8 protein-coding genes are annotated in these 13732 nt (G+C 35.8%); 7 read left to right on the top strand and 1 reads right to left on the bottom strand.

Annotated elements, in window-relative coordinates:
• Nucleotides 1–24 precede the first annotated feature (24 nt).
• Complete coding sequence (locus ACFPA1_RS12465) at nt 25–2640, bottom strand: N-acetylmuramoyl-L-alanine amidase (RefSeq protein ID WP_378583321.1); 2616 nt, start codon at nt 2638–2640, stop codon at nt 25–27.
• Nucleotides 2641–2866: 226 nt separating this feature from the next.
• Here ACFPA1_RS12465 and galU point away from each other — a divergent pair, with 226 nt between their 5' ends.
• The 7 genes from galU to ACFPA1_RS12430 all read left to right on the top strand — a co-directional run bounded on the left by galU (nt 2867) and on the right by ACFPA1_RS12430 (nt 13724).
• Entirely contained in the window at nt 2867–3742 is an 876-nt protein-coding gene (gene galU / locus ACFPA1_RS12460) for a UTP--glucose-1-phosphate uridylyltransferase GalU (RefSeq protein ID WP_378583318.1), read from the top strand.
• 235 nt (nt 3743–3977) lie between these two features.
• Nucleotides 3978–4964: a glycosyltransferase family 2 protein gene (locus tag ACFPA1_RS12455; protein WP_378583315.1), complete on the top strand. Its 987-nt coding sequence runs from the start codon at nt 3978–3980 to the stop codon at nt 4962–4964.
• Nucleotides 4965–5010: 46 nt separating this feature from the next.
• Entirely contained in the window at nt 5011–5934 is a 924-nt protein-coding gene (locus ACFPA1_RS12450) for a glycosyltransferase family 2 protein (RefSeq protein WP_378583312.1), read from the top strand.
• A gap of 51 nt (nt 5935–5985) precedes the next feature.
• Entirely contained in the window at nt 5986–7407 is a 1422-nt protein-coding gene (locus tag ACFPA1_RS12445; RefSeq protein WP_378583310.1) for a hypothetical protein, read from the top strand.
• Nucleotides 7408–7504: 97 nt separating this feature from the next.
• Nucleotides 7505–7909, top strand: coding sequence for a GtrA family protein (locus ACFPA1_RS12440; protein ID WP_378583308.1), 405 nt, complete (start codon nt 7505–7507; stop codon nt 7907–7909).
• Between the two features lie 272 nt (nt 7910–8181).
• The gene (locus ACFPA1_RS12435; RefSeq protein WP_378583305.1) at nt 8182–10959 is read left to right on the top strand and encodes an Ig-like domain-containing protein; all 2778 of its coding nucleotides are present in this window, start codon (nt 8182–8184) and stop codon (nt 10957–10959) included.
• 212 nt (nt 10960–11171) lie between these two features.
• Nucleotides 11172–13724, top strand: a complete 2553-nt coding sequence (locus ACFPA1_RS12430; protein WP_378583302.1) for a YfhO family protein — start codon at nt 11172–11174, stop codon at nt 13722–13724.
• Nucleotides 13725–13732: the final 8 nt, after the last annotated feature.

The following is a 13732-nucleotide window of genomic DNA, read 5'->3' as shown; positions in this document are numbered from 1 at the left end:
TTGACAACCAAGGTGAAGAATAAATCAATAATTTTTAGAGTACTCGTCAATTCCATCAGCAATAGCTCTTGCTAGTGTATTTTGATACGCATCTGTAAATAATTTCTGGCGTTCGCTTGTATTGCTGATAAAACCAATCTCTAGTAGAGTTGCAGGCATTGCTGCTTCACGTATAACCGCAAATGATGCTCCATCCGCACCACGATCATTAGCACCTGTATAATTTGTCATATTTTCCTGTATTAAATTTGCCAGCGCCATACTCTTTAAAATTCTGTCCGGGTTATTATGCATAGCACCATTAATTATTGAAGGGTAAGCAGGATCATATTCATAAAAATATGATTCTATACCAGAAGCAGATGATGGCCCTGAGTTAGTATGGATGCTAACAAAAATATCTGTAGGTATATTATTCGCCATTTGAGAACGGTCTAGCAATGAAACGTAGGTATCATTTTCACGTGACATATAAACCGAATAACCCTGACTTAATAATAATGATTTAACTTTTTTCGCAACAGCTAAGTTCAAGTCAGATTCTCTAAAACCGCTAGCAGTTGCCCCAGGATCAGACCCGCCATGTCCCGGATCTAAAAATACTATCATTGATGATTGTTTAAATGTTACTTTACTTTCAGGCAATATGGTTACACGGCCATTTAATCCTGTTTCCCTTATCGTTATCGTATGTTTTCCATCCGCAAATTTGGTTGTGTCAAGAGCAAAATGAAAGCCAGCATTCCCATTATTGAATTCAGGAAAAACCTTTTGGATATCGTCTCTTGGGTCGCCATATTCCGCCTGACCTACTGTTACACCATCCACTAATATTTCTATACTTGCTACTCCGCTCTTATCCAAAAACCAGCCAGATACGTTTTTGATGCCCTTTAAAGTTTCACCAGGGGCTGGATTATCCAAATACCCTTTGACATTGGCAATCGTTATCGTACTTTCAGGTAATGTGTTAACATGTCCGTTAATTCCTGTTTCTCTGATCATAACAGTATGTTTGCCATCAGTAAACTGGGTTGTGTCAAGAGCAAAATGAAAGCCTGAATTTCCATTATTGAATTCAGAGAAAGCTTTTTGGACATCGGTTCTCGCATCTCCATATTCCGCTTGACCTGCCACAGTACCATCCACCAAAACCTCTATTTTTGCAACTCCGCTTCCGTCCAAAAACCAGCCGGAAACGTTTGTGGTTCCAGTAAGTGTTCTTCCGGAGACCGGATTATCCAGATACCCTTTGACATTTGCAAACGTTACGGTACTTTCAGGTAATGTGTTGACACGGCCGCTAATTCCCGTTTCTTTAATGGTAACAGTATGCTTTCCATCACCAAATTGAGTTGTGTCAAGAGTAAAATGAAAGCCTGAATTTCCATTATTGAATTCAGGGAAAGCCTTTTGGACATCGGTTCTCGCATCTCCATATTCCGCTTGGCCTGCCACAGTACCATCTATCAAAACTTCAATTTTTGCAACTCCGCTTCCATCCAAAAACCAGCCGGAGACGTTCGAGGATCCTGTAAGTGTTCTGCCGGAAACCGGATTATCCAAATACCCTTTGACATTTGCAAACGTTACGGTACTTTCAGGTAAAGTTTTGACCCGGCCATCAATTCCTGTTTCTTTAATGGTAATAGTATGGTTTCCATCACTGAATTGGGTTGTGTCGAGAGCAAAATGAAAGCCCGAATTTCCATTATTGAATTGAGGAAAAGCCTTTCGGACATCGGTTCTTGCATCCCCATATACCGCTTGGCCTGCCAGAGTCCCATCTACCAAAACTTCAATTTTTGCAACTCCGCTTCCATCCAAGAACCAGCCGGAAACGTTGGCGGTTCCTGTAAGTGTTCTGCCGGAAACCGGATTATCCAAATACCCTTTGACATTGGCAAATGTTACGGTATTTTCAGACAAAGTGTTAACCCGGCCACTAATTCCCGTTTCTTTGATCGTAACAGTATGCTTTCCATCACTAAATTTGGTGGTGTCGAGAGCAAAATGAAAGCCTGAATTCCCATTGTTGTATTCCGGAAAAGCTTTTTGGACATCTTTTCTTGCATCTCCATAGGCTGCCTCACCTGCCAATGCGCCATCTACTAATACTTCAATTTTTACAACACCACTTTCATCCAATAACCAGCCAGAAACATTGGTGATTCCTGTTAGTGTTGAGCCGGAAACCGGATTGTCTACATACCCTTTGACATTTGCAATTGTTATAGTAACTCCAGGCAAAGTGTTGACCCGGCCGTTCATTCCGGTTTCTCTAATTGCTACGGTATGCTTTCCATCACTAAACTTGGTAGTGTCGAGAGCAAAATGAAAGCCTGAATTCCCATTTTTATATTGGAGATATGCGTTTTGAACATCGGGTCTGGCATCTCCATAGACCGCCTGACCAACAGCGGTGCCATCCACCAAAACTTCAACCTTGGAAACACCGGAGTCATCTAGAAACCAACCACTTATCATGGTTTGCCCCTTAATAGTTGAAGTATTCATTGGTGTATCAATGACTCCGATTGCCCCTAAGGTTTGGGCAGATGCAATGGCTGGAATTTTTAAAAATAATACCATTACAATTGCTGCTGATAAAACTGCAACAATATTCCTAAATAACTTCATTTCCCCATCCTTTCTAGCAAAGCTGTTAATCTTTTTATATGATACTATTGTTCTTTCAAAAAATAAATAATTCCCTGTCATTTTTTGTTATATCTTGTTAATTCCATTTTGTTATGGAATAATTTTAGTGAATATAAATTAATGTACAAACTAATACAGAACTGAAAATAATCAACCTAAAAATTTTCCTTTTTTTGGATAAGTCGAGTGGAAAGGATGATTAAGAATGAAAAAGGTAAAGAAAGCGATAATTCCTGCTGCTGGTCTTGGGACACGTTTTTTACCAGCAACAAAAGCGATGCCTAAGGAGATGCTGCCGATTGTTGATAAACCAACAATCCAATACATAGTAGAAGAAGCAATTGAATCAGGTATTGAAGATATTATAATTGTCACAGGTAAAGGAAAAAGGGCAATCGAAGATCACTTTGACTATGCATTTGAACTGGAACAGACTCTGCTCAACAAAGAAAAATTTGATTTATTGGAGAAGGTACAGGAGCCTTCAAGAATGGTTGACATTCACTACATAAGACAGAAGGAACCTAAAGGACTGGGACATGCTGTTTGGTGTGCCAGGAACTTTATCGGAAATGAACCATTTGCGGTGTTACTCGGCGATGATATTGTTCAAGCGGAAACTCCTTGCTTAAAGCAATTAATGAATGAATATGACAGAACTCATTCTTCTGTTATTGGTGTAAAGCGTGTTCCGGAAGAGGAAACAAGCCGATATGGCATCATTGATCCGATTGAGCAGGTAGGGCGCTCTTTTCAAGTTCGAAATTTTGTCGAAAAGCCTAAATCCGGGACTTCGCCATCAAACTTAGCTATTATTGGCAGATACATCTTTACACCTGAGATTTTTATGTTTTTGGATAAACAGGAAATTGGGGCAGGAGGCGAAATCCAGCTTACGGATGCCATACAGAATTTAAATCATATTCAGCGTGTATTTGCTTATGAATTTGAAGGAAAACGGTTTGATGTAGGGGAAAAGCTGGGATTTATTGAAACAACAATTGAATTTGCCCTTCAAAAGGAAGAATTGAGAAATGATTTATTGAAATTTATGGCAGAGAAACTTGAAAAACAAATGTGACATAAGGGAAATCGTTGAATGGAAAATCCCTCTTTGGTAAACAGTTAGAAAAAATCATACTGTTTTACTAGGAGGGATTTTTTATGGTAATAATAAGATTTAATGATTATAATTAGTGTGCATTAATAAAGGTAATGCTCTGGCCCAATAAGAAATGATTGCATGTCTATTTTTTTGCGTTTTAAATTGGGAAGTATCTTGAAGTTGTCTTTAAGGATTTAGGTGGAGAGAAAGTATGGAGATGAAACCGATAATAAGTATTATAGTACCAGTATATAATGTTGAAAGTTTTATTAGAGAGTGTATTGACAGTATCCTTAATCAAGCCTTTGAAGATTTTGAACTTATCTTGGTTAATGATGGGTCTACTGACCAAAGCGGCAATATTTGTGATGAGTACTCAATAAAAGATAGCAGAGTGACAGTTATCCATAAAAAGAACGGCGGTCAGTCTTCGGCAAGAAATAGAGGTATCGATGCTGCCGCGGGAGATTATATTGGGTTTGTGGATAGCGATGATTGGATTCATAAAGAAATGTACAAAATCTTGTATACAAAAGCGATGGAAACAGCTGCTGATATAACAGCATGCAATTTAATGCAATATAATAAGGACTCTTCAGGACATTTATATAGTGCTAACACAACAGACCAATTATTTGATAGAGATTCTGCCATGCATGAGCTTTATTTAAATGAGAGACTCACTTTTAGTCCGTGTAATAAATTATATAAAAAAGAATTATTCAATGGGATACGATTTAAAGAAGGATATATCCTCGAGGACATGGATTTTGCCTATAGAATCATTCATCAAGCCGATAGAATTTTTTACACAGGTCAGGCATTATATTATTACCGATATAATGAGCATAGTACAATGAGAAAAGACTTTTCGAAAAAGCGGCTGGATGAATTTGAAGTTCGAAAAAATATGTATTTATTTTACCTTAAAAACTATCCCGGCATTGCAAATGAAGTGTATGCAGAATGGTTTTTAACAGGGTTAATGTTATACATCAATATCGGGAAGTATTTTAAACATGAACAGAACCAATATAAATATTTAATTGAAACAGACCGTGAAAAGTTAAAACCGTTACTATTTAAAGAAGGATATAACCAAAAGAAGAAGATCTTGCTGGCTATGGCGGTTATTTCACCTAAACTTCTGGTGAATTTCTACCGATTATATTGGGATAAAATCAAGAAAGAATTATAAATAATGAATCTTGTATAACGCTTACCTAGCATTTGGAGATGAAACAATGATTGCTTTTGTGATTTTAAATTACAACACATGGGAAATGACCATCAGCTGTGTGGATTCCATTTTTGACACATGTAATCTAGAGTATACCATTTATATAGTGGATAATGGGTCCACAAACGGCTCCTATCAAAAACTGAAAGAACAATATCAAAACTATAAAAATGTAGTTGTGTTTGAGAATGAAAATATAGGGTACGCCAGGGGCAATAATACCGGAATTAGGGCTGCCATTCATGACGGCCATCAATTCATAACCATTACCAATAATGATGTTATTTTTTTGGAGGAGAGTATAGAAAATATGTATACATTTCTCCAAAAACATCAAGACGCGGCAGTTGCGGCTCCTTGTGTCTTATCAACGGAAGGAAAACTGCGGGATTTGCCGACCTTAAAACCTTTAAAAACTTCAGATTATTTTTCGTATAATACAAAACTTAGGTATATTGCTTCGTCTAAGGGGGAAAGGCAATTTGAACAGGAATATTATCTGCAGCCTGATGAAATAAAAAATGAGCCTATACCCATCTATAAATTTTCTGGCTGCTGCTTTATGGCAACGAGCGAGATGTGGGAGAAAATTGGATTATTTGATGAAAATACTTTCTTATATTACGAAGAAGATATTCTTTCCAGTAAGATGCAACAGTCAGGGTGCAAAGCTTACTATTTGCCAAATTCCAAAGTCGTTCACCACCATGGGCTGACAACCGGTAAAGACAATTTATTTGTTGATACAGAGATGGTGAAAAGTGAATTGTATTTCTTATCCAACTATCACCAATTACCTTTTCTGGGGCTACTTTTTATCTATATTGACCGAGCTATTACCCCCATTATGAAAAAAATGAGAAAGCGTTATAATCTCACCCTAAAAGATTATTTAGCTTACTTAAAAAAAACGTGGAATCATTTGTGAATTAGGCAAAATCATATTGCTTGCTATAATCGTAGTTATGATGAGGGATGAATGTTGAATAATAAGGCCATTACTTTTATAAGAAATTTTTCATACACTCTGTCTTCGAATCTGGTTTCATTAATTATTTCATCAGTATTAATTCTGATTGTACCAAAGTTGATAGGCGTAGAAGATTACGGTTATTGGCAGTTATACCTATTTTATTCCTCCTATGTAGGTTTCCTGCACTTTGGCTGGAATGATGGGATATACCTGAGATACGGTGGAAAAGAATATAAGGAATTAGATAAAGAGTTGTTTTTTTCGCAGTTTTGGATGCTGGTTATTTTTCAGTTGATCATTGGTGCAATAATTGTAGGTATTTCAACTGTTTTTAGTTCAGATGCAAATCGGTTATTCATATTTAATATCACTGCAGTGTGTATGTTAATCGTTAATGTGAGGCTTATGCTTCTTTTTATTTTGGAGGGTACTAATAGAATTAAAGAATATGCCCAAATCACCTTATGGGAAAGAGTTATTTATTGTATTTTAATTCTGCTTTTCTTACTTATCGGCATCAGAGAATTTAAGTTATTGATTATTGCAGATATCATTGGTAAATTTTTTACCCTTTTGTATGGGGTATATTGCTGTAAAGAGATGGTATTTAAAAAAATATCAGTGTTCTATTTCAATGTTAAAGAAACTCTAAACAATATTAGTGTTGGAATAAAGCTGATGTTTGCTAACATCGCAAGCATGTTTATTATCGGGGTTGTTCGTTTTGGGATTGAGCGGACATGGGATGTGGCGACATTTGGTAAAGTATCACTAGTCTTGAGTGTCTCTAGTCTCATGATGGTATTTATCAATGCTGTAGGTATTATCATGTTCCCAGTCTTAAGACGGACGAATGAAGAAAAGCTCCCAACCTTGTATTCAACCATGAGAATTTTTTTAATGGTTACTTTGCTGGGGCTTCTTGTGGTTTACTATCCATTGTCGGTTATTTTACCGGCATGGCTGCCGCAATATACCGAGGGTTTAAAGTATATGGCACTTCTTTTTCCAATGTGTATTTATGAAGGGAAAATGGCTTTATTAATTAATACTTATTTAAAAACATTGCGAAAAGAAAGATTAATACTTGGGGTAAACCTGGCATCCGTGGTGGTAAGCCTTATTTTAACGGTCCTGTTTACAATTGTGTTAAAAAATCTATCCTTGGCGGTTGTATCTATTGTTGTTCTTTTGGCTTTTCGGAGTGTTTTGGCAGAGTTATATTTATCAAAGATTCTACAGGTTTCTGTGTCAAAAGACATTTTTCTAGAGCTGACCATTTCCTTTATATTTATAGTGGCTGGCTGGTTTGTGACATCGTGGACGGGATTAGTGATATACCTTGCGGCTTACGGGGTGTATCTAGTCATCCAGAGAAAAAACATCAAAGCCTCATTTATAACCATAAAACAATTAGTTAGAGGATAATTTCCTATTAAAAAGATTTAAAAAATGACGCCTATTCTTAATGGCTTATTTAATTGAATATTTATAGGAAAGTATTACAGGCAACAGGAGATGTAAGATGAAAAATATAAAGGAAATGGTTAGTTATATTATTTTTGGGATCCTTACCACACTTGTTAATATTATCTGCTATGGCATTCTTGCAAAGATCTTCAATATTGACTATAAAGTGGCTACTACAATTGCCTGGATTATATCAGTCATCTTTGCTTTTATCACCAATAAAATTTTTGTCTTTAATAGCAAAAACTTGAGTGCTAAAGTTCTGGTAAAAGAGTTATTTTCTTTCCTCTTTTTCAGGTTATTATCATATGGTATTGATTTGGGAATGATGATTGTACTGGTGGAATGGTTTAGTATAAACGACATAATCGCCAAAATTCTAGCAAATATTGTGGTTATTATTATGAATTTTTTTGCGAGTAAATTATTTATTTTTAAGCCTGCTAAACAATCTAAATAGTTCAAATAAATAAACACCCCCGCCAACTGAGGAGGGGGTGTTTTAATGTTCCTCGCTTTCCAGTCTAATAGATTAATAGGAAATGATTTTCCAAGAAAAATGTCGAAAATTAATTGTCGAACATATAATACTTTGATATTATTAATCTGTTACAATTTTTTTACAGTGAGGTGAATATTATTATTAGTAGAACAACTAAATATTTATTGTTTGCATTACTTTTTACTATTTTATTAATGTTTAATATTAATAGTAGGGTTTTTGCAGACGATGTGGTACTGTCTCCAAGAGGGTATATTGATTCCCCGCAGAACGGTTCAAGCGTTAAAGGCGACCTAGTTGTAAGCGGCTGGCTGCTAGATGCTGCCGGTGTAGCCAAGGTTGAAGTATTGGTGGATGGGAAAAGTATGGGGGAAGCCCAGTATGGCAATCCTCGTACTGATGTATACAATGCTTTTCCAGAGTATCAGAATCCTAACTCTGGGTACACGTTTACCTTAAATACCAAGAATCTAGCAAACGGACAACACACCTTGGCAATAAGAGAGACTGGTAATAATGGGGCTGCTAATGTTCTCCAAACCGTTACAGTGAATGTTCAAAATCAAACTCTCTTGGCAAAAGGATATATTGATGGTCCACTGAATGCTTCCACAATTAATGGGGATACAGAGGTTAGCGGCTGGTTCTTGGATGGCAGTGGTGTAGCTAAGATTGAAGTTTTGGTTGATGGAAAAAGCATGGGGGAAGCCCAGTATGGAATTCCTCGTACAGATGTAGCGAAAGCTTATCCAGAATACCAAAATCCCAACCCAGGTTACAAGTTTACCTTAAACACGAAGAATTTAACCAATGGTGAACATACAATAACAGTTAAAGAGACCGGAAATAACGGAGCCGTGACTCCCCAAACCGTAAAGGTGAATGTTCAAAATTCACCTGTAAGAGGTTATATGGATTCTCCTGGGAATGGTTCTACTATTAAAGGAGATATCGACGTTAGCGGCTGGTTCTTGGATGCCAGCGGTGTATCCAAAATTGAAGTATTGGTCGATGGGAGAAGCATAGGGGAAGCCCAGTATGGGTTACCTCGTACTGATGTTTACAATGCCTTTCCAGATTACCAAAATTCCAACTCCGGATATAAATTTACCCTTAACACGAAGAATTTAACCAATGGTCAACACACTGTAACGGTCAAAGAGTCTGGGAATAACGGGGCTGTTAATAGCCTTGAAAGTGTAAAGGTAAATGTTCAAAATTCACCTGTAAGAGGTTATATGGATTCTCCCGCTAATGGTTCTACGGTAAAAGGAGACATAGACGTTAGCGGCTGGTTCTTAGATGCCAGCGGCGTATCCAAAATCGAAGTATTGGTAGATGGTAAAAGCATTGGTGAAGCCCAGTACGGAATTGCTCGCACAGACGTATACCATGCCTTCCCAGAATACCAAACCCCAAACCCTGGATATAAATTTACCCTTAACACGAAGAATTTAACCAATGGTCAACACATTGTAACAGTTAAAGAGACCGGGAATAACGGGGTAGTGAATAATCTTGACAGCGTAAAGATAAATGTTCAAAACCTGCCAGCCAAAGGATTTATTGATAACCCGGCAAATGGTTCTACGATTAAGGGGGACATTGAAGTAAGTGGCTGGTACTTGGATCCTAGTGGTGTATCTAAGATTGAACTATTGATTGATGGAAATGTTTGGAGTGAAGCCCAATACGGTCTTTCTCGTACAGATGTAGGAAGTGCCTTTCCAGAGTATCAAAACTCCAATTCTGGATACAAAACTGTTCTGAAAACAAAAGACTTAATTAATGGTCAGCACACCTTAACGATTAGAGAGACTGGAAATAACGGTTCCATAAATCAACAAAGTGTTTTGGTGAACGTTCAAAACCCTTCACCGGTTGGCTCTATTGATTCTCCATTAAGCGGATCTACAGTTAAAGGTGAAATCAGTATAAACGGCTGGTATCTGGATATGAGCGGCGTTTCCAAAATTGAAGTGTATGTAGATGGTAAATTGATGGGTGAAGCTCAGTATGGCAGTGCCCGTTCTGATGTTTACAAGGCCTTTCCAGAGTTCCAAAATGGAAACTCAGGCTATCAATTTACTTTCAATACCTTACAGTTTTCTGAAGGCCAGCATACGTTAACCGTAAAAGAGACTGGAAAAAATGGGGCCACTTCTTCTCTAAGCAATATCATTTATATTTATAATGGCAATCCTTACACTCAAATTGATTTAAGAAAACCAGCTAATATCACAGCAGCTGATATCATTAATTTCTTTAATCAAAAACGCCCGGATAGTCCTTTGAAGAATTATGCCCAAAGTTTCATCGATGCTCAAAATAAATATGGTGTTAACGCGCAATATCTTGTTGCACATGCTATTTGGGAAACAGGCTGGGGATTTTCTAATTTAAGTCTTTATAAGCATAACCTATTTGGTTACGGTGCTTATGATAGCTGTCCATTTACATGCGGCTATTATTTCCCGAATTATGGTGATAGCCTTAATTACCAGGCGTTTATTGTAAGACAAAATTATTTAAATGAAACTGGAAGTTATTATAATGGACCAACACTCACAGGCATGAATGTAAGGTATGCTACAGATCCAAATTGGGCAAATGGAATTGCCAATTTGATGCTGTCAATGAAACCGTTTGATGCAAATAGTTATTTCCAATCGGCAGTAATGCCAAGTTCGACTGAAACAGCTCTTACCTTTGGAAGAAATATTCCAGCTGGCCAGCCGTATCCAACCAGCGTTATTATTGACATGGTAAAAGATGCAACTATTACAACAAATGGTTTATCATTTAGGACACTCCCATACGTTTCAACTTCCACTTTAATCAAAACATTAGGAACTGGGACTGTTATAAAAATTTTGGGATATAACACCGACGTTAAGTACTACCCTGGTGATGCTTCTAAATATCCTTACGATAACCGTTGGTACAGAGTGGTAGTCGATGGCCAAGAAGGATGGCTGTATGGTGGCGGATTAACTTTTAATAACTAGGAATTTGTTTTACCTATTATAAAAGGATAACCCATTTCGATGGGTTATCCTTTTGTGTGCGTGGCCAGCAATCCTATCTATTTTTGAGGGATAACCAGTAAAAATTTAGGGAAAATATGAAATGGTATGAACCAAAGATTATTGCTGGTGATTTTGTATACATATGTTATTATCATTTAATAGGAACTAATGGTTAAGGAGAATTTGGCTTCATGAAAAAGATTTATCAATTTTTGATATTTATAATTCCCATCGCTATTATACTTTCAGTATTTATTATATTGAGGATAGTGCCATTTGGGACGAATTCTATTTGGTATATTGATCTTCCTTTCCAAATAATTTTGTTTTATGATCATCTTTATGATGTCATTCATGGCCAGGGAAGTTTGCTTAACGCTTGGAATTATGGGATGGGAACCAATTTTTGGCCGACTTTTTGCTACTATTTATCTAGTCCATTATCCATATTGGTCGCTTTCTTTCCGCGATATTTCATTCCTCAAGCGGTTATAGTGATTTATTTATTAAAATTGGGATTAGCCTCGCTTTCCATGAGTTTTATGCTGAAAAAACTCTTTGGCACAACTGAAATGATAAATGGAATTTTTTCTATCAGCTATGCTTTAATGGCCTTTTCGATTACTTATTATTTTCTACCAATGTGGTTAGATAGTATTTATTTATTGCCCGTTTTAATCTACTCAGTTCATCTCATCATCAAAAAAGACAAATATAAATTATTCTTGGTCACTTTAACGATTCTTTTTATTTCTAATTTTTATATATCCTATATGACAGGGATTTTTGTCTTTCTATATTTTCTAATTCAGTTATATTTGAGCAAGTTTACTAAAAGAGAATATGTGAAGAAATTCACCTTGTTTTTTTCAAGTGTTTTTCTAGCTGCATGCTTTTCTATGTTTGTGTTATTGCCAACCTATCTCCAAATTAAAAATAATAATTATACCGGCACTGAATATCAACTAAAAGGGTTTACGATGAATCCGCTTGATATTTATCAAAGATTTATCATTGGAACAACGGAAGTACAAAACCTAAGTATATATACCGGTCTAATTGCGTTGCTTTTAGTGCCGTTATACTTCTTTAATAAGAAGTATTCTTTAAAAGAAAGAATTTCGCATTTACTATTATTAAGTTTCTTGCTGTTAAGCATTGCAAGTGAATTTCTAAACTATGTCTGGCATCTTTTTGAAGTTCCTAATGGCGCTTTTTATCGTTTTGCATTTTTAATTTCCTTTTATTTAATTTTTTTATCAGTGAAATCATTTATTGCTTTGGATAAGAATATGCTGCCTATCTTATGGAAAATATATGGTTTTAATATCATCATGATCTGTTTATTAAATAAACTCTCAGATCAAAATTATTTCACTTTAACAGAAATGTATATAAACGTATTAATTATAACAGCTCTATTCATTATATTAGCTATTAAATCAGTAAAGGTTCAATATAAATATAGACAACTCTTGAATATGGTACTTCTATGTATTGTAGCATTTGATTTGTTGTGTAATTCATTATTAATTTTCCGTAATTATACAGCTGCCTCCAGTCCGGCTGATTGGGATGAGGTTTACAATCCTGCATATTCCAACGCCATTCATCACATTAAGGAGATGGATAAGGGTCTTTATAGGGTTAAACCGGAAAATGAGCTGCTTTCAACAGAAAATGAATCATTAAGATATGGATATAATGGAATGTCCATCTATACTTCAACAGGAAATGGGAATTTAAATAATTTTTTAAGTACACTTGGCTATTCTGCCAGTCAAAGAGCAGTAAATATGAAAAATGGAATCTTTGTCTCGGATATACTTTTTGGCTTTCAATATATTGTCAGCCTGCATCAAAAAGATGAGAGGATCTATCAGAAGATATTTGAGGAAGGAAATATAAAAGCCTATAAAAATAATTATAGCTTGCCAATCGGGTTTCTTGTAAACAAGGAACAATTTTCATCATTGGACAATCAAGAAAAATGGATGGATAAACAAAATGCAATGCTGGGCAGTTATAATGGCTACTCTTCCTACTATAGTGACTTGAAACCAGATCCATACAGCTTAGACAATTTGAGTTATAGTCCTGATGTGAAATTGTTCCAAAAAATAGATCCTGCCAGTCCGGCTTTTATAGAATATAAAATCAAAATAAATAACCTGCAGCAATTGTATTTACAATTAAATGATGAGGAATATAAAAATTATGACCAATTATATTCCATTTCAATAGATGATAAGAAATTAGAGGCAGCCAAGTTAGGCTTCTTAAACAGTTTTGATTTAGGCACCTTTGAAAATGAGGGTATTAATGTCAGGTTAGAAATTAATCAAAATGCTCAGTCAGTTTCTCTGCCCCAATTTTATACGTTAAATTATACCTTATTGGATAAACGAATTGATGAAATAAGACGGAGTACTTTTCACATTGAGAAATTTAGTGATAATTTCGTGTCAGGGAATATTGATGTGAAAAAAGGTGATCGTGTATTATTCCTTTCTATCCCTTACGATAAAAATTGGCAAATTACAGTTGACGGGAAGCAAGTTGGAAGTATAAAACTAGGTGAATTTTTAGGTATTCCACTTTCTAAAGGCAGCCATGAATTAAAATTACATTATGTACCTAAAGCGCTATATGGTGCACTCATTTTTTCGGCTGCTATGTTAGTGTGTTATTTGATATATGTCTTTGTTTTTGAAAGAAGGAATAGAAACTCCGTTAACAACTAAAGAATAAT

Source organism: Neobacillus sp. GCM10023253, assembly GCF_042653105.1.
GTDB classification, from domain to species: Bacteria; Bacillota; Bacilli; order Bacillales; family Cytobacillaceae; genus Neobacillus; species Neobacillus citreus.
Note: the sequence above shows the minus strand (reverse complement) of the source record. Positions and strands in the feature narration are given on the sequence as shown.

What these genes read in the sequence shown, in the direction of transcription:
- ACFPA1_RS12465 (WP_378583321.1), bottom strand. Translation starts at nt 2,640, where the DNA reads ATGAAGTTATTTAGGAATATTGTTGCAGTTTTATCAGCAGCAATTGTA.
- galU (WP_378583318.1), top strand. Translation starts at nt 2,867, where the DNA reads ATGAAAAAGGTAAAGAAAGCGATAATTCCTGCTGCTGGTCTTGGGACA.
- ACFPA1_RS12455 (WP_378583315.1), top strand. Translation starts at nt 3,978, where the DNA reads ATGGAGATGAAACCGATAATAAGTATTATAGTACCAGTATATAATGTT.
- ACFPA1_RS12450 (WP_378583312.1), top strand. Translation starts at nt 5,011, where the DNA reads ATGATTGCTTTTGTGATTTTAAATTACAACACATGGGAAATGACCATC.
- ACFPA1_RS12445 (WP_378583310.1), top strand. Translation starts at nt 5,986, where the DNA reads ATGTTGAATAATAAGGCCATTACTTTTATAAGAAATTTTTCATACACT.
- ACFPA1_RS12440 (WP_378583308.1), top strand. Translation starts at nt 7,505, where the DNA reads ATGAAAAATATAAAGGAAATGGTTAGTTATATTATTTTTGGGATCCTT.
- ACFPA1_RS12430 (WP_378583302.1), top strand. Translation starts at nt 11,172, where the DNA reads ATGAAAAAGATTTATCAATTTTTGATATTTATAATTCCCATCGCTATT.